General features: G+C 72.5%; 21 protein-coding genes. 12 read left to right on the top strand and 9 right to left on the bottom strand.

Annotated features, from left to right (window positions below):
• The first annotated feature begins 4 nt into the window (after nucleotides 1-4).
• Genes ACQPZK_RS24090 through ACQPZK_RS24080 form a run of 3 tightly spaced genes read left to right on the top strand, consistent with a single transcriptional unit; the run spans nucleotide 5 to nucleotide 4,247 of the window.
• On the top strand, nucleotides 5-940 hold the full coding sequence (locus tag ACQPZK_RS24090; RefSeq protein ID WP_433535151.1) for a kinase: 936 nt from the start codon (nucleotides 5-7) through the stop codon (nucleotides 938-940).
• Nucleotides 940-3,213 carry a pyridoxal-phosphate dependent enzyme gene (locus ACQPZK_RS24085; protein ID WP_433535150.1) on the top strand — a complete coding sequence of 758 codons (2,274 nt, stop codon included), beginning with the start codon at nucleotides 940-942 and terminating at the stop codon, nucleotides 3,211-3,213. The genes ACQPZK_RS24090 and ACQPZK_RS24085 overlap by 1 nt, the downstream gene beginning before the upstream one ends.
• On the top strand, nucleotides 3,210-4,247 hold the full coding sequence (locus ACQPZK_RS24080; RefSeq protein ID WP_433535149.1) for a GntG family PLP-dependent aldolase: 1,038 nt from the start codon (nucleotides 3,210-3,212) through the stop codon (nucleotides 4,245-4,247). The genes ACQPZK_RS24085 and ACQPZK_RS24080 overlap by 4 nt, the downstream gene beginning before the upstream one ends.
• Here ACQPZK_RS24080 and ACQPZK_RS24075 read toward each other — a convergent pair.
• On the bottom strand, nucleotides 4,234-7,353 hold the full coding sequence (locus ACQPZK_RS24075; RefSeq protein WP_433535148.1) for an amino acid adenylation domain-containing protein: 3,120 nt from the start codon (nucleotides 7,351-7,353) through the stop codon (nucleotides 4,234-4,236). The genes ACQPZK_RS24080 and ACQPZK_RS24075 overlap by 14 nt on opposite strands.
• A gap of 456 nt (nucleotides 7,354-7,809) precedes the next feature.
• Between ACQPZK_RS24075 and ACQPZK_RS24070 the strand changes: the two genes are divergently transcribed.
• From ACQPZK_RS24070 to ACQPZK_RS24060, 3 genes are all read left to right on the top strand, one after another.
• Nucleotides 7,810-8,079: a hypothetical protein gene (locus tag ACQPZK_RS24070; RefSeq protein ID WP_234584413.1), complete on the top strand. Its 270-nt coding sequence runs from the start codon at nucleotides 7,810-7,812 to the stop codon at nucleotides 8,077-8,079.
• Entirely contained in the window at nucleotides 8,079-9,116 is a 1,038-nt protein-coding gene (locus ACQPZK_RS24065; protein WP_433535147.1) for a hypothetical protein, read from the top strand. The genes ACQPZK_RS24070 and ACQPZK_RS24065 overlap by 1 nt, the downstream gene beginning before the upstream one ends.
• Nucleotides 9,117-9,216: 100 nt before the next feature.
• On the top strand, nucleotides 9,217-10,146 hold the full coding sequence (locus tag ACQPZK_RS24060; RefSeq protein WP_433535146.1) for an LLM class F420-dependent oxidoreductase: 930 nt from the start codon (nucleotides 9,217-9,219) through the stop codon (nucleotides 10,144-10,146).
• Between the two features lie 4 nt (nucleotides 10,147-10,150).
• Here the strand turns inward: ACQPZK_RS24060 and ACQPZK_RS24055 are convergent, their stop codons facing one another.
• Nucleotides 10,151-10,573, bottom strand: coding sequence for a hypothetical protein (locus ACQPZK_RS24055; protein WP_433535145.1), 423 nt, complete (start codon nucleotides 10,571-10,573; stop codon nucleotides 10,151-10,153).
• 120 nt (nucleotides 10,574-10,693) lie between these two features.
• Here ACQPZK_RS24055 and ACQPZK_RS24050 point away from each other — a divergent pair, with 120 nt between their 5' ends.
• Both ACQPZK_RS24050 and ACQPZK_RS24045 read left to right on the top strand, forming a co-directional pair.
• Nucleotides 10,694-11,446: a hypothetical protein gene (locus ACQPZK_RS24050; RefSeq protein WP_433535144.1), complete on the top strand. Its 753-nt coding sequence runs from the start codon at nucleotides 10,694-10,696 to the stop codon at nucleotides 11,444-11,446.
• Nucleotides 11,447-11,487: 41 nt separating this feature from the next.
• Nucleotides 11,488-12,720, top strand: coding sequence for an FAD-binding protein (locus ACQPZK_RS24045; protein ID WP_433539297.1), 1,233 nt, complete (start codon nucleotides 11,488-11,490; stop codon nucleotides 12,718-12,720).
• Nucleotides 12,721-12,824: 104 nt separating this feature from the next.
• Here ACQPZK_RS24045 and ACQPZK_RS24040 read toward each other — a convergent pair whose 3' ends face one another.
• From ACQPZK_RS24040 to ACQPZK_RS24015, 6 genes are all read right to left on the bottom strand, one after another.
• Nucleotides 12,825-13,973 (bottom strand): site-2 protease family protein, encoded by a 1,149-nt coding sequence (locus ACQPZK_RS24040; protein WP_433535143.1) that lies wholly within the window; start codon nucleotides 13,971-13,973, stop codon nucleotides 12,825-12,827.
• Nucleotides 13,974-14,150: 177 nt separating this feature from the next.
• On the bottom strand, nucleotides 14,151-14,558 hold the full coding sequence (locus ACQPZK_RS24035; protein ID WP_433539296.1) for a hypothetical protein: 408 nt from the start codon (nucleotides 14,556-14,558) through the stop codon (nucleotides 14,151-14,153).
• A gap of 1 nt (nucleotide 14,559) precedes the next feature.
• On the bottom strand, nucleotides 14,560-15,216 hold the full coding sequence (locus ACQPZK_RS24030; protein ID WP_433535142.1) for a hypothetical protein: 657 nt from the start codon (nucleotides 15,214-15,216) through the stop codon (nucleotides 14,560-14,562).
• Nucleotides 15,213-15,473 carry a hypothetical protein gene (locus ACQPZK_RS24025; RefSeq protein WP_433535141.1) on the bottom strand — a complete coding sequence of 87 codons (261 nt, stop codon included), beginning with the start codon at nucleotides 15,471-15,473 and terminating at the stop codon, nucleotides 15,213-15,215. The genes ACQPZK_RS24030 and ACQPZK_RS24025 overlap by 4 nt, the downstream gene beginning before the upstream one ends.
• Before the next feature lie 2 nt (nucleotides 15,474-15,475).
• Nucleotides 15,476-15,739, bottom strand: a complete 264-nt coding sequence (locus ACQPZK_RS24020; RefSeq protein ID WP_433535140.1) for a hypothetical protein — start codon at nucleotides 15,737-15,739, stop codon at nucleotides 15,476-15,478.
• A gap of 215 nt (nucleotides 15,740-15,954) precedes the next feature.
• The gene (locus ACQPZK_RS24015) at nucleotides 15,955-16,809 is read right to left on the bottom strand and encodes an alpha/beta hydrolase (RefSeq protein WP_433535139.1); all 855 of its coding nucleotides are present in this window, start codon (nucleotides 16,807-16,809) and stop codon (nucleotides 15,955-15,957) included.
• Nucleotides 16,810-17,071: 262 nt separating this feature from the next.
• Between ACQPZK_RS24015 and ACQPZK_RS24010 the strand changes: the two genes are divergently transcribed.
• Genes ACQPZK_RS24010 through ACQPZK_RS23995 form a run of 4 tightly spaced genes read left to right on the top strand, consistent with a single transcriptional unit; the run spans nucleotide 17,072 to nucleotide 20,564 of the window.
• Complete coding sequence (locus tag ACQPZK_RS24010) at nucleotides 17,072-17,971, top strand: ABC transporter ATP-binding protein (RefSeq protein WP_433535138.1); 900 nt, start codon at nucleotides 17,072-17,074, stop codon at nucleotides 17,969-17,971.
• Nucleotides 17,972-17,974: 3 nt separating this feature from the next.
• The gene (locus ACQPZK_RS24005; RefSeq protein WP_433535137.1) at nucleotides 17,975-18,778 is read left to right on the top strand and encodes an ABC transporter permease; all 804 of its coding nucleotides are present in this window, start codon (nucleotides 17,975-17,977) and stop codon (nucleotides 18,776-18,778) included.
• 26 nt (nucleotides 18,779-18,804) lie between these two features.
• Nucleotides 18,805-19,935, top strand: a complete 1,131-nt coding sequence (locus ACQPZK_RS24000) for a sensor histidine kinase (RefSeq protein WP_433535136.1) — start codon at nucleotides 18,805-18,807, stop codon at nucleotides 19,933-19,935.
• Nucleotides 19,932-20,564 (top strand): response regulator transcription factor, encoded by a 633-nt coding sequence (locus ACQPZK_RS23995; RefSeq protein WP_433535135.1) that lies wholly within the window; start codon nucleotides 19,932-19,934, stop codon nucleotides 20,562-20,564. Before ACQPZK_RS24000 ends, ACQPZK_RS23995 begins: the two co-directional genes overlap by 4 nt.
• Nucleotides 20,565-20,574: 10 nt before the next feature.
• On the opposite strand, the gene ACQPZK_RS23990 is transcribed toward ACQPZK_RS23995, so the two are convergent.
• Nucleotides 20,575-21,486: a L,D-transpeptidase gene (locus ACQPZK_RS23990; protein WP_433535134.1), complete on the bottom strand. Its 912-nt coding sequence runs from the start codon at nucleotides 21,484-21,486 to the stop codon at nucleotides 20,575-20,577.
• Nucleotides 21,487-21,531 lie beyond the last annotated feature (45 nt).

The raw sequence follows: 21,531 nt of genomic DNA, 5'->3' as shown, positions 1-21,531 counted from the left end.
CGGCATGGGCGAGGGGGCGTGTACCGCCGACCGGGACGCGCTGCTGGCGGCCACCGGCCGGCTCGGCGTCGGAACGGCGTTCGGCACGTTCGGTGAGCTGTTGCAGGGTGTCCTGCCCGACGCCGACCGGGATTTCCTGGTGACGTTCCCGATGGCCCAGTGGGCGACGGCCACCTTCTGGCCGACCAACGACCTGGACCACATCCGTGTCTTCCCGCGGCACAAGCGCAAGTCGGCGCGACTGGCCGCGACCATCATGGAGCTTTTCGGCCTCTCCGGGGGAGGCGTGCTGGAGCTGGGTGGCGAGTTGGCCGAGGGCAAGGGCTTCGCCAGCTCGTCGGCGGACCTGGTAGCCACCGCGCGGGCCGTCGGGGACGCGTTCGGCATGCCGCTGAGCGAGCGCACCATCGAGTCGCTGCTGCGCCAGATCGAGCCCTCCGACGGCGTCATGTACGACGGGATCGTCGCCTTCTACCACCGCGAGGTGCGGCTGCGGGAACGGATCGGCGTCCTGCCCGCGCTCACCGTGGTGGCGCACGACGAGGGTGGCGCGGTCGACACGATCCGCTTCAACCGGATCCCGAAGCCGTTCGACGACGCCGACAAGCAGGAGTACGCCCGGCTGCTCACCGCCCTGACCGAAGCGGTACGCGCCGGTGACCTGGCCGCTGTCGGCCGGGTCACCACCCGCAGCGCCGTGCTCAACGGCAAGCTGCGTCCGCGCCGGCACTTCGACGTGGTGCACCGGCTCTGCCGCGAGGTGGAGGGTTACGGCCTCGTCATCGCGCACAGCGGCACCGCCCTGGGTGTCCTGCTCGCCGAGGACGACCCGGAACGCGCCGCGAAGATCGAGCACGTGCGCCTGGCGTGCGCCGCGCTGCCCGGCCAGGTGACCGTGCACCGGTCGCTCGGCGCCGACGAACTCTCCGGGAGCGGCTGATGCGCTTCGACGCGATCCGCGATGCCATCGGCCACACCCCGCTGGTCCGCCTGCGGATGCCCGACACGCCGGACGTCGAGGTGTACGCGAAGCTGGAGTTGCAGAACCTGTACGGGATGAAGGACCGCGTCGCCCGCGCCATGATCGTCGAGGCTCGCCGGCTGGGTGTGCTCGCCGACGGCGACCCGGTGGTGGAGAGCTCGTCGGGCACGATGGCCCTCGGCGTGGCCCTGGTCGGCCGTTCGCTCGGCCACCCGGTGCACATCGTCACGGACCCGCGTATCGACCGGGTGACGCTGGCGAAGCTGCGGGCGCTCGGCTGCGAGGTGCACGTGGTGTCGGCGATGACCTCCCACGGCTGGCAGAGCGCCCGGATCGAGCGGCTTCAGGAGTTGCTGGCCGGCCTGCCCGGGGCGTTCTGGCCGCAGCAGTACAGCAACCCGGACAACCCGGGGGCGTACGCGTGGCTCGCCGACGAGCTGCTTGCCGACCTCGGCCCGTTCGACGTGCTGGTCGGCTCGGTGGGCAGCGGCGGATCGCTCTGCGGCAGCTCCCGGGCGCTACGCCGACGCCTGCCCGCCCTACGGGTGGTCGGGGTGGACTGCGTGGGCAGCATGCTCTTCGGCCAGCCGGACCGGCCCGGCCGGCTGCAGAGTGGCCTGGGCAACAGCCTCCTGCCGGCCAACCTGGACCGCCGGCTGGTCGACGAGGTGCACTGGCTCAACGACCACGAGGCGTTCGCCGCCACCCGGGAGCTGGCCCGCGAGCAGCAGATCTTCGCCGGTAACACGTCCGGGTCGGTCTACCGCGCGCTGTGCGACGTGGCCCGCCGTACCCCGCCCGGCGGTCGGGTCGTCGGCATCTTCCCCGACCGCGGCGACCGGTACGCCGACACCGTCTACGACGACGACTACTGGGCCGCCAACGGGATCACCGCGCTGCCGCTGGCCGCCGAACCGGCCGTCGTCGAGCCGGACACCGTGGTCACCTCGTGGTCGCGGGCGACCCTCACCCCGCCGGCCGACCCGCGGCACCTGCTCTTCGTCGAGTCCAACACCACCGGCACCGGGATGCTCGCCCTGCGCCGCGCCGCCGACCTGGGCTTCAACCCGGTGCTGCTGAGCGCCGATCCGACCCGGTACGCCGGACTGGCCGAGACGGGCGCCGACGTCCTGGTCTGCGACACCGCGTCGGTGCCGGCGCTGCGCGCGTTCGTGCAGGGCCGCTACCGCCGGGAGGACCTCGCCGGGGTGACCAGCACCAGCGACTTCTTCGTGCCGGCGGTGGCCGAGCTGACGGGCTGGCTCGGGCTGCCCGGCAACCCCGTCGACGCGGTGCTGACCTGCCGGGACAAGGGCCGGTTGCGGGTAGCCCTCGACGCCGCCGGGGTACGCCAACCCCGGTACGCGATCGTCGCGGAGGATCCGGACGAGACACTCGCCGACCGGGTCGCGGCGGCGGTCGAGCGCGTGGGCCTGCCCTGTGTGGTCAAACCGGTCGACGACTCCGGATCGAACGGCGTGCGGCTCTGCGCCACGGTCGCCGAGGCGCTCGACCAGACCGCGCGCGTCCTCGCCGTACGTCACAACGTGCGGGGCCTGCCCACCGCACGGCGGGTGCTCGTGGAGGCATACCTGGACGGGCCGGAGGTGAGCGTGGAGATGTTCGGCACGGGTGAGACGCAGCACTGCCTGGGCCTGACCGACAAGCAGGTCGACCCGCCGCCGTTCTTCGTGGAGCGGCAGCACGTGTTCCCGTCGGGGCTTCCCCCGACCGTCGCCACGGAGGTGACCGACCTGGTCCGCGAGGCGCTGGACGCCGCCGGCATGCGCGTCGGCGCGACCCACACCGAGGTGCGGCTCACCCCGGCCGGACCGACGCTTATCGAGATCAACCCGCGTCCGGCCGGCGGGATGATTCCCGAGCTGATCCGGGCCGCCACGGGTGTGGAACTGCTCGACGCGCAACTGCGCGCGGCGACCGGCCTGCCGGTCACGCTCACCCCGACCGGCAAGGGGTACGCCGGCATCCGCTTCCTGACCGCCGACCGTGCCGGCATCCTGGCCGGCGTGGACGGGGTGGAAGAGGCCCGGCGTCGGGCGGGGGTGCGCGGAGTGACCGTCACCGCCGCCCCGGAGACGCGGGTGCGACCACCGGAGAACGCGTACGACCGGGTGGGACACCTGATCGCCGTCGGTGACGACGCGGACCAGGTGCTCGCCGTCCTCGCCGAGGCCGGCGACCTGCTCACGGTCCGGGTGGACGTGCCGTGATCGAGCTGCGCAGCGACACCTTCACCCTGCCCACCCCGGCGATGCGCGAGGCGATGGTCCGCGCCCCGCTCGGCGACGACGTGTACGCCGAGGACCCGACCGTCCGCGAGCTGGAGGAGTTGGCCGCGTCCACGTTGGGCAAGCAGGCGGCGTGTCTGACCCCGAGCGGCACGATGGCCAACCTGGCGACGATCATGGCGCACGCGCCGCGCGGCGCGGCCATGCTGGTGGGCGCGGAGAGCGACATCTACATCTACGAGGCCGGCGGCGCGTCGGTCTGCGGCGGCGTGACCTACCTGCCGGTGCCGAACCAGCCCGACGGCCGGCTGCTGCTGAGCGACCTGGCCGCCGGGTTCCCCGACGACCCGGACGACCCGCAGTTCGCCGTACCCGCGTTGATCTGCCTGGAGAACACGCAGAACCGTTGCGGCGGCGCGATCCTGCCCACGACCTACCTGGCCGAGGTCCGCCGGTTCGCGGACGGGCGCGGGGTGCCGGTGCACCTCGACGGCGCGCGGATCTTCAACGCCGCGGTCGGCGCGGGCGTCGACGTCGCGGAAATCGCGCGGTACGCCGATTCGGTGCAGTTCTGCCTCTCCAAGGGGCTCGGCGCGCCGATCGGCTCGATGGTGGTCGGCGACGCCGACCTGATCGAGCGGGTCCGCCGGGTCCGCAAGATGCTCGGCGGCGGAATGCGCCAGGCCGGCGTCATCGCGGCGGCCGGCATCATCGCGATCCGGGAGCACGGCCGGCTCGCCGAGGACCATGCGAACGCCCGCCGACTCGCCGACGGGTTGGCGACCATCGACGGTGTCGAGGTCGATCCTGCGGCGGTGCAGACCAACATCGTGATGTTCCGGGTGCCGGAGCACCGGCTGACCCGGGAGCGGTTCCTCGCCGAGGCCCACGCGGCGGGGGTGGCCCTGGCCGAGTTGGGGCACGGCCGGGTCCGGGCGGTCACCCACTCCGGGGTGACCGGCGCTGACGTCGACCGCGCGCTCGCGGTGATCGACGGGGTGCTCAAGCGGACCTGAGCGAGGCCCGTACCTCGCCTGTCGTGGCGTCGGGGTGGGCCACGACGAATTCGAGAACGCGCCGGAGGTCGATCAGCAGCCGCCCGCCCTCGGCCGCGCTCACCGCGTCCCCCTCGACCAGCAGGCGCAGCACCAGGTCCGGGGTCGGCTCCACCACCAGGGTCAGCGGGTAACCGGTGCTCTCCACCACGTCCACGGGCACCAGTCCCGCCGGCAGGGGCGGGTGGTTCTGGAAGACCACGATGCTGTGGAACAGCGGTGTCCCCGGCGGCAGTTCGCTGGCGCGGGTGATGTCGGTCAGCGACTGGTGTTCGAACTCCCGGCTGGCGACCTGCTGGGCCTGCACGGTCCGTACCGTCTCGGCGAAGGGCGTCTCGGGGTCGAGTCGTACCCGCAGCGGCACCGTGTTGATCAGCAGACCGACGACGGCGTCCGCGCCGGGCAGGTCGTCGGGTCGACCGGCGACCGTCACCCCGACCACCACGTCTTCGCGGTCCGCGTGTCCGGCCAGGACCAGCGCCCACGCCCCGAGCGTCACCGCGTACGGCGTCGCGCCGATGCCGGCGGCACGGGCGGTCAGCGCGGCCCGCAGCCGGTCGGTGAGGGGCAGCCGGGCCACCCGGGTGCCCGGCAGGCCCACCTGCGGAACGGATCGAACCTGTGGATCCGCGCCGCCGGGATCGCCCTCGGGCGGCCGGGGCAGGGCCGTGGGCTCCGTGAAGCCGGCGAGCAGCCGCTTCCAGTGGGCGGTGGACCGGTCCGCGTCGGCCAGCCAGCGCAGGTGCCGCCGCGGCGGGATCACCGGCTCACGCCGCCCGTCGAGCACCTCGGCGAGCAGGACGGCCAGGCTCCACCCGTCGAGCAGCAGATGGTGGAAGGTGAGCACGAGGTCGACACGTTCGGCCGCGCGGACGAGAGTGAGGCGTACCGGTGGTGCGGCGGCCAGGTCGAGGCCGGCGTGGCGCTCGTCGGCCAACAGCCGTCCCAGGTCGACCGGCCCGTCGAGCACCCGCACGTCGGGTGGGTGCCCCTCGTGGACGAGCTGCACCGGCTCGGCGACGTCGTCCCACCGGACGCTCGTGCGCAGCGCCGGATGCCGGCGGACCGCCTCCCGCCACGCGTCAGCCAGCGCCGCCACGTCCACCGGCCGGGTCAGTCGGTAGACGTGCTGCTGGAGGTAGTCCGCCTCGCCGGGGGAGAGCAGGGTGTGAAAGAGCATGCCCTCCTGCATGGGGGTCAGCGGGTACGCGTCGACCAGCCGCGCCGGACCACCGGGCGGGTCGCTCAGCAGCGCGGCGTCGACCGGGCAGAGCGCGAACGGCGGGCCGTCCAGCGGCTCCGGCACCGTCCCGACCGTCTGGACGTGCGGCGCCAGCGCGGCAACCGTCGGGTACGCGAACAGCTGCCGGGTGGTCAACCGGAGCCCGGACCGGCGTGCCGCCGCCACCACCCGCATGGCCAGCACCGAGTCACCGCCGAGCGCGAAGAAGTCGTCGTGCGGACCCACCCGGGCCCGCTCCAGCACCTGCGACCAGAGCGCGGCCAGCAGTGCCGGTACGCCCCCGTCCACCTCCCCGTCGGCGAAAGCGCCGGTCGGACCCGGCTCGTCGTCGGGTGGCGCGGGCAACGCCCGACGGTCGGTCTTGCCGCTCGGGGTGACCGGCAGGTGGTCCAGGGCCACGAACAGTGCGGGCACCATGTAGTCCGGCAGCCGGCGCGCCAGCCCGGCCCGCAGCTCGTCCACCCCGGGGCCGGGCGGTGCGACGTACGCCACCAGCTGCGGATGCCCGGAGTCGAGGTACCGCACGGTCACCGCCGCCTCGCGGACCCCCTCGTGCTCCAGCAGCGTCTGTTCGATCTCGCCCAGCTCGACGCGGTTGCCGCGGATCTTCACCTGCCCGTCGCGGCGACCCACGAAGTCGAACTCGCCATCGGGCAGCCGGCGGGCCAGGTCGCCGGTGCGGTAGAGCCGACCACCGCCGGTGGGATCGGGCACGAACGTCTCGGCCGTCAACGCGGGACGACGGTGGTAGCCACGGGCCAGGCCGATTCCGCCGATGTACAGCTCACCGACGACACCGGTGGGCGCCGGGGCCAGGTCGTCGTCCAGCACGTGCAGGCTGACGTTGCTGATGGGGGTGCCGATCGGCACGCTCGTGGTGTGCAGCGGTGGCCGGACCCGGTGTGCGGAGACGTCCACCGACGCCTCGGTGGGGCCGTACAGGTTGTGCAGGTCACCGGGGAGCCGCCGGGTCGCCTCCCGGGCCAGGGCGACCGGCAGGGCCTCGCCGCTGCAGAACACCCGTCGTACCGTCGGCAAGGTCGGCAGGTCGGGTTCGGCCAGGAACTGCGCCAGCATCGTCGGCACGAAGTGCAGCGTGGTCACGCCTCGCTCGACGACCGTCGCCGCCAGGTAGGCGGGGTCGCGGTGCCCGCCCGGCCGGGCCAGCACCAGCCGCGCCCCGGCGACCAGCGGCCAGAAGAACTCCCACACCGACACGTCGAAGCCGTACGGGGTCTTCTGCAGCACCACGTCGTCGGCTCGTAGCCGGTAGGTGTCCTGCATCCAGCGGATCCGGTTGACGATGCCCCGGTGCGGCACGCAGACACCCTTGGGTCGGCCGGTGGAGCCGGACGTGTAGATGATGTAGGCGAGGCTGTCCGGGGTGGCGCGTTGCTCCGGCGGGGTGTCCGGCACCCGCTGCGCCGACTCGTCGTCGATGACGCACCACCGCGCCGGACCGACGCCGGGGATCCGGTCGAGCAGGTGGCGTTGTGCCAGCACCACCGGCGGGTCGGCGTCGTCGAGCTGGTAGCGCAGCCGCTCGGCGGGCAGATCCGGGTCGAGCGGCACGTACGCGCCGCCCGCGATCAGCGCCCCGAGCAGCGCGACGACCAGATCGACCCCCCGTTCGGCGACGACCCCGACCGGGGTGTCCACGTCGACTGCACGGTCGCGCAGGCGATGGGCGAGCCGGTTGGCGCGGGCCACCAGGTCGGCGTAGCGCAGCTCCCCGTCGTCGGCCAGCACGGCCACCGCTTCGGGCGTCCGGGCGGCCTGCTCGGTCACCAGGTCGTGCAGGCACCTGTCGTCGGCTCGCGGCACGGCGGTAGTTGAGCACAGCGCGCTGTCGAGGAGCTTTCGATCGGCTATCCCCACCGCCGACGCACAACCCGACATCAGGGCGTTTGTCGCTAACCGGACAAGACGGTAAAGCCCCTGGTAGGGGACGCTTGGGGCAGGTGAGAAGGCGGTGGCTGTCGGGCCACATCCCCGCCCTTGCGCCCGGTACGGACAGCATGGTCCGTTCCGGTGCCGCCCTCGCCGGCCCGGCCCCGCCGGTGCGGGCCCGGCACAGCCGCCGGCCCGACGAGGCGTACGGCTCGGCCGCCCCACACCGCTGGGAGGCGCCCGCAGCGGTGTCACCGTCCACCATCGGCGACGTCGCCCACCGGCACGTCGTCCACGTGCCCTGTCCACCACACGCATCGTGGATCCCGCCCTGTCCGGCGTCGCTCACCCGCGCGCCCGACCGGGCGACCGAATCAGAGAGGCCCTGCCATGGCGGCTCCCACCGCGACCGCAGCCCTGAACGCATCCGTCTTCGCGCCGGGTGACCAGATGCTGCTGACCGTCACGTACTCCGACGCCGACACCAAACCGCTGACCGTCACCATCGTGGTCACCGACGCGCAGGGCAACAGCAGCGCGCCGGTCAAGGTCACCGCGGTCATCGACCCGCTCACCGTGACCGTCTCCGACAACTCCGGGCGTACCTGGTCCCGGGTCTCCGACAACGGCTCGGTCGCCGTGTACCGGGCGGTGGCGTGATGCCCCGGGTCACCGTCCAGGTCCGCGACGCCGCCGGCAACACGGCGACGGCCGGGGTCGACTACACACTGCGCCAACCGGTGCTCGGCGGTTACTACCTGTCCGGCGGGGCCGATCCCACCGCCGACATGGCCGGCGGCAACTTCCGCTCGTTGACCCAGTACCGCAGCTTCGCCGACGGCTACATCTTCCCCGGCTACAACCGGCCCTGGCTGGTGAACCTGGGCAAGGCCGGCGTGCAGATGAACATGGTCCTGGAGTTGAAGCACTACGGGGCCGGCAACGCCGGGCCGCAGACCTTCACCGTCGACGGCGTCACCTACACCGTGCCGGCGCCGTCGATGACGATCCAGCAGCGTCCCGGCACCACCTGGCCGAAGGCGTACGGGTACACCCAGGTGCTCAACGGCCAGTGCGACGGGCTGTTCGCGCGTGCCCTGTCCCAGTACCGGGCGCTCGGCTTCGGGGTGAACATCCAGCTCGCGTCCGAGCTGGACACCGACCACGAGTTCGGCACGACCGAGGCCGGCAAGGCGTACACCTGGGCCGAGTCCGACGCGCGGGCGGTGCAGGCCGTGAACTACATCGTCACGTGGTTCAAGGCCCGGACGTTGCCCACCGGCACCACCTTCTCCGTCGGTCTGGGCGGCTTCGACCGGGCGTGCTTCCAGCGCACCCACCCGGAGGCGCTGATGTCCCGACTGGACTACCTCCAGTGGAACGCCTACGCGACCGCCACCGGCCAGACCGCGCTGGCCCGCTTCCGCCGGACGAAGGACTGGGCGGTGGCGGACCTCGGCCCGGTGGCCCTGTCCAAGCCGGTGATCATCGCCGAGTACGGGGTGCGGTCCGCGGAGATCCCCGACCAGGCCGCCTGGATCACCACCGTTCCGGCGGCGATCGCGCAGCTCAACGCCGAGCGCGGGCCCCAGATCGTGCGAACCAACTACTTCAACTCCGGGTGGGGCACCCTGTCGCCGAAGGCGGCCGGGTTGGCCGCGCTGCGGACCGCGTACGCCACCCGGCCGTACGTCTGACCGGCCCGGCGGTTCTGGGGCGGCCCGGTCAGCAACCCGGCAGGGGAGGAAGCCGGCCGTCCCGGAGCGGCGCCGAAGGCCGCCTATCTATGCTCGGAGCATGGAACTGCGGATCTTCACCGAACCCCAGCAGGGCGCCACGTACGACCAACTGCTCGCGGTGGCCCGACGTGCCGAGGACGCCGGCTTCGGGGCGTTCTTCCGCTCCGACCACTACCTCAAGATGGGCTCGGTGAGCGGCGACCCCGGCCCCACCGACGCGTGGACCACGCTGGCCGGTCTGGCCCGCGACACCAGCCGCATCCGGCTCGGCACGCTGATGACCGCCGCCACGTTCCGACTGCCCGGCCCGCTGGCGATCACGGTGGCGCAGGTCGACCAGATGAGCGGCGGTCGGGTGGAGCTGGGCATCGGCACCGGCTGGTACGGCGACGAGCACACCGCGTACGGCATCCCGTTCCCGGCCCTGGGCGAGCGGTTCGACCGGCTGGAGGAGCAGCTCGCGGTCATCACCGGCCTCTGGTCCACCCCGGCGGGGGAACTGTTCAACCACCCGGGCCGGTACTACCCGGTCAGCGACTCGCCGGCCCTGCCCAAGCCGGTGCAGCAGCCCCGCCCGCCGATCCTGCTCGGCGGGATGGGGCCCAAGCGGACGCCCCGGCTGGCCGCCCGCTACGCCGACGAGTTCAACCTGCCGTTCGCGTCGGCGGCGGATTCGGCGGCGCAGTTCGATCGCGTCCGCGCGGCGTGCGCCGAGATCGGCCGCGATCCGGCGGAGCTGGTCTGGTCCAACGCGCTGGTGCTCTGCTGCGGACGCGACGACGCCGAGGTGGCCCGCCGGGCCGGCGCCATCGGCCGTGACCCGGACGAGCTGCGGACCAACGGTCTCGCCGGTACGCCCGACGAGGTCCTGAGCACCATCGACCGGTACGCCAAGATCGGCAGCCAGCGGATCTACCTCCAGGTGCTGGACCTGGCCGACCTCGACCACCTCGACCTGGTCGCGACCGAGGTGCTGGCGAACCTGTGAGTCGTCAGGCGCGGTGCTGCGCGTGCCGGCCCGGCTCGCGCAGCACCGTGTCCAACCGGCCGTCACGGTCGCTGTCCACATAGGTGATGTCCGGTACGCCGTCACCGTCCACGTCGATCTGCACCACGTCGGCGACGCCGTCACCGTCGAGGTCGGTGACGATCTCGACCGACCCGTCCAGGTGCCGCGTCACGATCGACCGCGACTCGCCGCCGGGCTCGCGGGGCGGTGGCCCCGGCGACGGTACGGGCGTCGGCGCGGGAGCGGGAGCGGGTGTCGGCCGGGGACCGGGCGTGGGCGCCGGGTGGTTCGGCAACCGGACGTCCGGCGGCGCGCTGGCCGGCTCGACCGCGCTGCCGGTCGGGTCCAGCTCCTCCTCGGACGGGAAGACGTCGCCTCGCGGGGCCGGATCACGGTAGCTGCTCATGGGCGTAGGGTTCCCCGGCGACGGCGAGAACAACCGTGCCCGATCGTCGGGTGTCCTCGGTGCCCGGTCTGGCGGAAGATGTCGGGACCGACGCCACGGTCGTGAAACGGGGGTCCGCGGGTGGAATTGCGCCGGAATCGGGGGGCCCGTGCGCTCGCCCTGGCCTGCGTACTCGGTGGGGTGATTCTCCTGGCCTATCCCAGCGACCGCGCCCTGCTACGGACGATCATCGCGGTGGGTGCCATCGCGCTCGGCGCGGTGGCGCTGGTCAGCGCGTTGCGGCCGTTCCGGTTCGGGATCCACGAGGACGGGCTGAGCATCCGGCGGCCGGGCCTGCGCCGGGAGTTCCGGTGGGCCGAGGTCGACACGGTGGTCCTCGACGAGCCGCCTCGACGGGACGGCTACCCGACGCCGCCGAGGCTGTTGCTGGTGCCCGTGCAGGCTGTGCCGCGTGAGCTGGTGACCGCGCGCCACCCGCTCGACGGCCGGCCGGCCATCGAGCTGCTCGTCCTCGACCAGGTGCGCGAGCAGCCCGAGCAGGTGTCCGAGGCGCTCACCCGCCATGCCGGAGACCGCTTCGTCGACCTGCTCGCCCTGCGGCGCGCGGCTTTCGCGGCTCCGGAGATCACGGTCGGCCTGCGCGGATACGCCATGGACCGGGTCGATCGGTTGATCCGGCGTGGCCAGGACGCCCTGCTGTCCGGCGACGCGGCGGCCCGGCAGGCGGCCCGCGGCGAGATCGAACGCGCCACCGCGGCCCGCCTGCCGATCGCCCAACGTGGTTACCACACGTTTCAGGTGGATACGGTTCTAGACGCCCTCGTCGCCGCCCTGAGCGACGAGCAGTCCACCGATCGGGAGACCGCCACGTGACCACCCCGGGATCGAACGCCACATCGACCGCAGCTCCCGAGGTGGCGCGCCGCAACTGGGCCGGCAACGTCCGGTATGCGGCCCTGGCGTTCCACCGACCGACCTCCCTCGACGAGGTGCGCCGCCTCGTCGCCGGCAGTCGGCGCGTCCGCGCCCTCGGCACGGGGCACTCCTTCAACCGCTTCGGCGACACCGACGGCGACCTGGTGAGCCTTGCCGGCCTGCCGCCGACCGTCGAGGTGGACCGCGAACGCGGCCAGGTCACGGTGAGCGGCGCGATGCGCTACGGCGACCTCGCCCGACAGCTGCACACCCAGGGGTACGCCCTGGCCAACATGGCCTCGCTGCCGCACATCTCGGTCGCCGGTGCGGTGGCCACCGCCACCCACGGCTCCGGTCCCACCCACGGCAACCTGGCCAGCGCCGTCGCCGGCCTGGAGCTGGTCACCGCCGACGGCGACCTGCTGCGCGTCGACCGCGACGATGACACGTTCGCCGGGATGGTGGTGGGGCTCGGCGCGCTCGGCCTGGTCACCCGGGTCACCCTCGATCTGGTGCCGGCCTTCGAGCTGCGCCAGTACGTGCGGCTCGACCTCGACCCGGCCGCGCTGGACGAGGCGTTCGACTCGGCGTACAGCGTGAGCGTCTTCACCGACTGGCGTACACCGCGCCTGCGGGAGGTGTGGCGCAAGCAGCTCGCGGACCAGCCGCCGCCGGAGTCCCACTGGCTCGGCACCACCGCCGCCGAGCAGCCCCGACACCCGGTGCTCGGCATGCCGCCGGAGAACTGCACGCCGCAACTCGGCGAGCCAGGCCCGTGGCACGAGCGCCTGCCGCACTTCAAGCTCGGGTTCACCCCGAGCAGCGGTGACGAGTTGCAGTCCGAGTACCACCTGCCGCGCACCGCCTCCGCCGACGCGCTCGCCGCCCTCGCCGAGGTGGCGCACCTGATCGCCCCCGTCCTGCACGTGTGCGAGCTGCGCACGGTGGCCGCCGACGAGCTGTGGCTCAGCCCCAACCACCGGCGGGACAGCTTCGTCGTCCACTTCACCTGGGTCGACGACACCGACGCGGTGCTACCCGTGCTGGCCGAGGTGGAGGCGCGCCTGGCCCCGTTCGCCCCGCGCCCGCACTGGGGCAAGGTCTTCGTCACCGCCCCGGAAGACCTGTCGGCCCGTTACCCGAGGCACGCCGACTTCACCGCGCTGCTGAAGAACCTGGACCCCAAGGCCAAGTTTCAAACCACCCAGCTGAACCACTACTTCCCCCGCTGAGACCCGCTGACCGGCCCGCTGACCCGCCGGCTCCCCGCTGATCACCCCGGTGATCATGAAGTTATCGCCCTCCGGCGCGGCGTGTCGGCGCAATAACTTCATGATCAGCGGGAAGTGGCGGTGGGGGTGGGGGTGCGCAGGGTGGCGCGTTGGACTGCTCGGGCGATGTCGCTGGGGGAGACGATGCCCGTCAGGCGGCCGTCGTCGCCCACCACCAGGGCTCGGCCGTCGGCGCACTCGCTGAGCCGGGGGAGCAGGTCGTTGAGCTGTTCACCCGGCTGGGCGAGCACCAGCTCGTCGGCCCGGCACGCCACCTCGGCCAGGGTGGTCGACGAGCGCCGCTCGGCCGGTACGCCCCGCACCCGGTCCACGGTGACCAGGCCGGTCGGCCGCCCCTGGTCGGTCAGCGGCAGCGCCGAGTGCCGGTACGCGAAGAGGTAGTGGTCGACGAAGTCCGCGACCGTCATGTCCGCCGAGGCGGTCTGCGGCTGCGGTGTCATCACGTCGGCGACCCGGATCCCGCGCAGCGCGGTTCCGGTGCGGGCCTGCCGCTCCTCCATGCCGGCGGCCCCGATCAGGAACCAGCCGATCAGCGCCAGCCACAGCCCGCCGAAGCCGACGCCGGACAGGAACTGCCACAGCCCGAGGCCGATGAGCAGCGCGCCGAGCACCCAGCCGGCCCGCGCGGCGACAACGGACGCCCGGGTCCGGTCGCCGGTGGCCTTCCACACCGCCGCGCGCAGCAGCCGTCCGCCGTCCAGCGGCGCGGCCGGCAGCACGTTGAAGATCGCCAGCAGCACGTTGATGCCGGCCAGCCACGCGATCGCCCCGAAGAGCAGCCCGCCCTGCCCGGCCAGCGCGAACAGCAGCGCGATGGCACCGAAGAACGCCCCGAGCAGCAGACTGACCAGCGGGCCGACGCCCGCGATGCGCAACTCCGCGCCCGGGTCGCGCGGCTCGCCCTTCAACTCGGCCACGCCGCCGAACAGCCACAGCGTGATCCCGTCGACGGTCAGCCCGTTGCGCTTGGCCACCACCGCGTGCGACACCTCGTGGGCGAGCAGGCCGACGAAGAAGACCACCGCCGCGGCCAGACCGGCGAGGGTGTACGCCACGGGCGAGCGGTCCGGGTACGAGCGGGGAAACTGGTTGGCGGCCAGACCCCACGCGATCAGCGCGAAGATGACCAGCACGCTCCAGTTGACGCCGACCGGCACCCCCGCGATCCGACCGATCCGGAAACTCGCCCTCATCCTGGGCTCATACCCCGGGTCAGCCGACCCATGCGACACACAACGCCCAGGTCGTCGTTCTGAGATCGTGCAGCGGCGCGGCTGAGCTCAGGGCCGCCTCTGCATCAGCGCTGTGCCGGTGCACCCTGGTAACGGGGGCGCGATCAGGCCGACACGCCCTTGCCCCCTGTAGGGCAGCTACACCTGCCGAGCAAGCGCCGTTGCCTCGCTCAGGAGGGCATCCAGCTCGTCGCCGGAGATTGCCCCACCGCCGAGGGTGTGGAGGATCGTCAAGCCCTGGATACGGCCCGCAACCTTCGGATCGACGTCAGTGTCGATGCTCGGATCGAGGGCGGCACTGATCAGTATCTCCGCGCTGGTGGCGTCGGTTTCGGCACCACCGTTCGTCGTGCTTCGCATGTGGCTGACGAACCGGATCACCTCTTCCGTACTCGCACCGTCCGGGAATCGGCGGTCGACCGCGAGAAAGAAGACCGCGCCGAGCAGCGTGGCGAAACCTTCCCAGCCCTGACTGTCGAGGCGAGCCTCGATGCGGTCGTTCTCGGCGTGGTCGCCCGTCACCATCGTGCGGATGTAGGCGACCATGTCAGGACTGATCGTCAAGGTGCTTCCTTTCACGATGCTTCTTGGTTGTGTTCCACAGGCCCTTGAGGCCGACGACTACGGCTCCGGCTGCCATGATGACGGAGCTGACCGGGTGTTCCAACTGTGGTCGATCTGGCGGCGGGGCGGGCCTGGGAGCGGTGGTGGAGGTCGCGGTGCCGCCGGGGCCGCTCTTGATCTGATGCATCAACTCGCGAAGCCCGGCGGTGGTGGCCTGCTCGGCGCCCTGAAGGTTGCTCTCGGTCTCGTCCGCCTTCTTCACATGACGCCGGAGGAAGGCTTCGGCTCGCTGGCCCCTGGCCTCTGCCTCTGCGACCACTCGTTCACCTGTTGGTGATCCGCGGTCTCCGTCGACGCGAGCCAGGGCTGAACCGGGGGCGATCACGTTGACGTAGTTGGCGAGATGTTGTGCGGCGTCGCTACTCAGGCGGCCGAGCCGGCCGGCCTTGTCGACAGCGGTGCCGCTCTTGATGATCGCCAGGCCGAGCTTCGGGCTGTCGCTTCCGCTACCGAGTTGGTGGAGATTTCCCTGAGCCTCGGCGACGTCCTGCTGGGCGTGACCCGCTCTCACGGCGAGCGCGTCCAACTTGTCGATAGCGGAGTTGAGTTGCGCCACGACCTGGGCCAGAAGCCCAGTCATCCGAGTGACTCCCGATAGCTAGCGGCGTTGTCCTTGACCGCCGTGATCACGCGGAGGGTCAGTTCCACCTCGCGTCGGGCCGAGATGAGGTCAGCACGAGCCTCGTTCGCCTCGGTGTGCTGGCTGTCATGCAGGCTGGCGAGGGCGAGGCCCGTCGCCTCGTCGAGCTGAGTGCCGATCTCCTTGACGGTGGTGGCGGCGTCGCTGAGCGAGCGGTCGGCTTCGTGGAGGATCGCTTTGATCTCGCCGATACTCACGGTCAGCCCAGGACGCTCATGTACTGCCGCGCCGCTTGGCTACTGCCCTGCAGGGTGGTTGCCGCTTCGACCAGCCGCTGTTTGCTCTGCTCGGCGCGAGCGATGGCTTCGGCGAGCGTCGGGTGGCCGGTGCCGGCGGCGACTGCACGCAGCCGGACCAATACCTGCTCGGTGCTCTCGATGGCAGCCCTGATCTGATTTGTCGTGGTGTTGCTTTGTTCGGCTGCGTGGGCGAGCGCGGCCTTCACTTGTTCGATGCTGGCCATGCTGTCCTCCCGCTCGACCACGCGCGACGCGAGCCATATTCGTACGTTCCGTGGAGGGACGAACACTAACCGACATCAAGCGTCGTTCGCAGCCCCAGACGTGAGTGCCGGCGAGCGGTATGACACAGAGGCATGTTCATTCCTCTGTGTCATACCGCTTTATGAAGAAGAGAGCCGAGCTGGCGAAGTTGGGCGGGATCACTTGTGGCCAGGCGTCAGCGGCGGGGGGTCTCGCTGGCGATTGTCGCCTCGCGGGGCAGCGCCGCCGCCCGCACCGCCCAGTCCAGCGAGTAGTCGGCGATCTTCTCCCAGCCGGGCGCCCCGACCGTGAAGTGCGACCGGTCGGGAAACTCCTCGTACGCGGTGAGCGCGCGGGACTTCTGGTAGAGCCCCGCGTTGGTACGGACCACCGACGCCGGCACCACGTGGTCCTGCCCTCCGGCCATCAGCAGCAGTGGCGCCCGGTCGACGCGTCCGGTGTCGACGCGGGCGGGCGAGCGCGGGTCGATGTTGGCGAACGCGCCCTCGAAGAACACCCGGCCCGCTCCGGGGACGGCGTACCGCTGCCAGGCGCGGTCGGACTCCTCGCGGCTCAGGGTGTTGCCGAAGGTGTAGGCGAAGTCGTCCGGGGTGAAGGGGACGGCCTTGCCCCGGTTGGCGGGGCTGCGCAGGATCGGGAAGCCCGAGCGCAACTGGCTCAACGGCACCTTGAGCACCCCCTTGACCGCCGCGGGATGCACGCCCACCACCGCCGCGCCCAGGCCCCGATCGGCGAGGACCTGCGCGAAGAGTCCACCGAACGAGTGGCCCATGATGATCGGCGGCCGCGGCAGCGCCCGGATGATCCGGTCGTAGTGGGCGACGATGGTGGCCATGCTCTGCTGGGCGATCGGGGTGGGGTCGTCGCGCAACTGCTCCACGGAGCGGTCCATGCCGGGCCAGGCGGGGGCGATGACGTGCATGCCGCGCTCGGTGAAGCGATCGGCCCACCCCTCCCAGCTCCGTGGGGTCATCCAGAGCCCGTGGATCAGCACGACCGTGTCGACCTGGCCCTGCGGCGTGGCACCCATCTCGTCCTCCCGGTGTCGCGGCGTCCGGCGGCGCGCTTACCCGCTGCCGCCCTCGGGATGCCTGGTCGGGGGCGGATGTGCCGGTGGGCGTGATGACTCAGGGGCATCTTGATGACTGGGTGGCATCACGCTCGTCGCGGTCCTCGCCCGCCGACCCGTCACGCTGCGTGCCCGCCAGTCTCTGAGCCCCTGACAAATGTCACGGCCGGAACGTGACGGCCGCTTCAGGAGTCGAGGTCCGCGACACCCCAGCATTTATGCCATGACCAGTACGCAGCCGGCCGTCGAGCTGAACGGCCTCACCAAGACCTTCGGTACGGTCACCGCGGTCGACGGACTGGGCCTGCGGGTGCAGCCCGGCGAGGTGGTGGCGTTCCTCGGCCCCAACGGGGCGGGCAAGACCACCACGATCGACATGTTGCTCGGCCTGGCCCGCCCGGACGCGGGCACGGTGCGCGTCCTCGGCGGCACCGCCGACGAGGCGGTGGCCCAGGGTCGGATCGCCGCCGTGCTCCAGACCGGCGGTCTGCTCAAGGACCTCACCGTGGGCGAGACGGTACGGATGACCGCGCACTTCTACCGCCACACCCGTCCGGCGGGCGAGGTGCTGGAGCGCGCCGGTATCGCCGACATCGCCGATCGGATCGTCGGGCGGTGCTCGGGCGGTCAGCAGCAGCGGCTGCGCTTCGCGTTGGCGCTGCTGCCGGACCCGGATCTGATGGTCCTCGACGAGCCGACCACGGGCATGGACGTCGAGGGTCGTCGGGACTTCTGGCAGGCGCTGCGCCGCGACGCCCGGGACGGCAGGACCGTCATCTTCGCCACCCACTACCTCGACGAGGCGGACTCGTACGCCGATCGGATCGTGCTGGTCCGCCGGGGACGCGTCGTCGCCGACGGCACCACCGCCGAGATCAAGAACCTGGCCGCCGGCCGTACGGTGCGAGCCACCCTGCCCGGCGCGGACCAGGCCGCGCTCGCCGCGCTGCCCGGCGTCGACGCCGTGGAGGTACGCGGCGACAGCGTGCTGGTGCGTACCGGCGACTCGGACGCGATCGCCCGGCATCTGCTCACCCGGACCACCGCCCGGGACGTGGAGATCACCTCCCGCAACCTCGAGGACGCCTTCCTCGCCCTGACCACCGAGCGCATCGGAGCCTGACGAATGTCCACCCCCGTCGCCACCCGCACCGACCGTCCTGCCCGGCCCGATCGCCGGCCGTCCGCTCTGGGCGGCTTCGCCCCGGCCGTCCTCGGCATCGAGCTGCGCCGGGTGCTGCGCAACCGTCGTACCCTCGCCTTCACGCTGATCATGCCGAGCGTCTTCTTCCTCATCTTCGGTCTGCCGCAGCGCGGACAGACCCTCGACAACGGTCGACCTGTCACCGCGTACGTCATGATCAGCCTCGCGGTGTACGCGGCGATGGTGGCGACGACCAGCGCGGGTGGCGCGGTCGCCACCGAGCGGGCGCTGGGGTGGAGCCGGCAGCTACGGCTCACCCCGCTGCGGCCGGTCGCGTACGTGGCGACGAAGCTCGCCACCGCGATGACCCTCGGCCTGCTCGCGGTGGTCGTGGAGTTCCTGGTGGGGGCGGCGGCCGGCGTCCGCCTCCCGCTGGACATCTGGCTGCTGTCCGGGCTGGCCGCCTGGGTCGGCTCGCTGGTGTTCGCCGCGTTCGGCCTGTTCATCGGCTACCTGGTGCCGGCCGAGAACGTCATGCAGTTCATCGGGCCGATCCTGGCGGTGCTGGCCATGTTCGGCGGGCTGTTTGTGCCGGTCGAGGTGCTGCCGCACGTGCTCCAGCAGGTCGCGAAGTTCACCCCGGTGTACGGCATGGGTGAGCTGGCCCGCTCGCCGCTCACCGGCGACGGCGTGAGCATGGCGGCGGTGGCCAACATCGTCATCTGGACCCTGGCCTTCGGTGTCGGCGCGACCCGGCTGTTCCGCCGGGACACCGCTCGGGTCTGACGGCCGCGACCGCTAGCGTGAACCCGATGGACCTCCCGACGGGGCAGCCCCGGCCGATGAACCGCCACTGGCGGATCATCGGCTGGCTGCTGGCCGCCGTGTGGCTGTTCTTCCTCAACGTGCCGCTCTCCACCGCCCTGCACCAGCCGCAGCCGTGGCGGCGGATCGTCGGAGTGGCCGCCCTGATCCTCTTCGGTCTGGGCTACGTGCTGCTGTTCCAGTGGGCCCGTCGGCTCCGCGCGTCGCTGCTGCCGATCCCGGCCGGACGGGCGCGGGTGGGCCTGCTGCTCCTGCTCGCGGTGGGCCTGGCCAGCATCCCGGGCACCGAAGGGGACTGGCTGGCGACGCTTGTCTACGTGGCCGCGGCCGGGGTGTTCCTGCTGCCGGCCGGGGAGGCGGCGGTCACCGTGGCGCTCTGCGCCGTGACCCCGGCGCTGACGTCCTGGCTGGTGCCGGGCTGGCAGGCGGAGCACGGCATCGTCTTCGCGGTGCTGCTCGCCTCGTTCGCCATGTTCGGTGTGTCGCGGCTGGCCCAGCGCAACAGCGAGCTCCAGGCCGCCCAGCAGGAGATCGGCCGGCTCGCGGTCGCGGAGGAGCGGGCACGGGCCGCACGCGACCTGCACGACATCCTCGGACACTCGCTGACCGTGGTGGCGATCAAGGCCGAGTTGGCCGGGCGGCTCATCGAGGTCGACGCCGCCCGGGCCGCCGCCGAGATCGCCGAGGTGGAGAAGCTGGCGCGGGCGGCCCTGGCCGACGTGCGGCAGACCGTCGGGGCGTACCGCGAGGTCACCCTCGCCGGTGAGCTGGCCGGCGCCCGCTCCGCGCTCGCCGCGGCGGGTATCGCGGCCGAGGTGCCGGCCGAGACTCCGGAACTGCCGCGCGAGTGGGACCGGTTGTTCGGATGGACGGTGCGCGAAGGGGTGACCAACGTGGTCCGGCACAGCGGGGCGCGGTGCTGCACGATCCGGGTACGCCCGGACGGGGTCGAGGTCGGCGACGACGGGCGAGGTCCGTCCACACCCGATGCCGCCGGGCACGGTCTGGTCGGCCTGCGGGAGCGGGCCCGCCGGCTGGACGCCGTGGTCACCGTGAGCCGGCGTGGCGACGGCACCGGCTTCCTGCTGCGGGTGCACGCCCCGGCGGAGGCCCGGTGAGCGGCGCCGCGCAGCCCATCCGGCTGCTGCTCGCCGACGACCAGGCGCTGGTCCGGGGCGCGCTGGCCGCGCTGCTGTCGCTCGAGCCGGACCTGACCGTCGTGGCCGAGGTCGGTCGGGGCGACGAGGTGGTGCCCGAGGCCCTGCGGCACACACCCGACGTGGCCCTGCTGGACGTGGAGATGCCCGGCCTGGACGGCATCGCCGCCACCGCCGCGGTCCGGGCCGCGCTGCCGTCCTGCCGGGTGCTGGTGGTGACCACGTTCGGGCGGCCCGGTTACCTGCGTCGGGCCATGGAGGCCGGCGCGAACGGGTTCGTGGTCAAGGACACCCCGGCCCGGCAGCTCGCCGACGCCGTCCGACGGGTGCACGCCGGCCTGCGGGTGGTGGACCCGACCCTGGCCGCGGAGACGCTGGCCACCGGGGCGAGCCCGTTGACCGAGCGGGAGACCGAGGTGTTGCGGGCGGCGCGAGGTGGCGGCGCGGTCGCCGAGCTGGCGAGGGCGCTGCACCTGTCCGAGGGGACGGTGCGGAACCACCTGTCCGCGGCGATCGGCAAGACCGGCGCGCGGAACCGGGCCGCGGCCGTACGCATCGCCGAGCAGAACGGGTGGCTGCTGGGCGACTGAGTGGCGCGGCTCAGGCGGTCGGTGGTGGGGTGGGGAGCTGGTCGACGACCACCAGGCTGCTGCCGGGCCGGACCTCGGCGAGCAGTTCCCGCTGACCGCTGCGGGTCACCCGGATGCAGCCGTTGGTGGTGTTCTCGCCCAGCTCGTCGTCGTTGTACCAGGTGTGCAGGCCGATGTGGGCGCCCTTGAGCCCGGTCGGCACCGCCTCCGGGTCGTCCGGCACCGAGCCGAGGGCGTAGATGTCCACTCCGCCGTAGACCTCTTCGGGAGGCGGGGTGCGGCCCAGGATGAAGGTGCGCCCGAGCGGCGTCTCCTGTCCCGACTGGCCGAGGCTCGTCTTCCAGGAACGGACCGCCTTGCCGGCCCGGTACCAGGTGAGCCGGTGGGTCTTGCGCTCGACCACGATCTGGTCGCGCAGCGTCACGGTCTCGAATCCGCCCGGGGGAAGCCAGGCGAGCTGCCGATTCGCCGAGGGCAGCAGGACGGCTGTCCAACCGGCCCGCCGCTGGGCAATCGGCACGGTCAGCTCGACACCCGCGAGCGTCGGCTCGACGAAGGCCAGCGGCCGACCGCCGGGAGCGTCGTACGCGGCGATCCGCCGGGTCGGGTGCACGCCCTCGGTGAGCGGCGTGGTGTCCATCGTGGCCGGGTCGGCCGGGAAACCCTTGGGGGCGGGGTCGTAGTCGAGCACCGGCAGCCCGTCCGGGGCGGGCGCGGCCGGCGGGACCGACTCCTCCGGGCTCTGCTCGACGCTGTTCGGCGTCGGGTCGGCGACCACCACGCTCTGGTCGTCGGGGGCCGTCGAGCGTGGGGTGAGAGCCTGGCCGACCAGCAGCGCGGCGACCAGCAGCACGGGTACGGCGACCGCGCCGGCGATCCAGCCGGCGCGACGACGGTACGGGGACATACGGTCAAACAGCACGAAACCACTCTATGGCGGTGGTCGGTCCGGGGCCCCCGGTTCGGC

Origin of the sequence: Micromonospora sp. CA-249363 (assembly GCF_050950185.1) — a bacterium.
Lineage (GTDB): Bacteria > Actinomycetota > Actinomycetes > Mycobacteriales > Micromonosporaceae > Micromonospora.
Note: the sequence above shows the minus strand (reverse complement) of the source record. Positions and strands in the feature narration are given on the sequence as shown.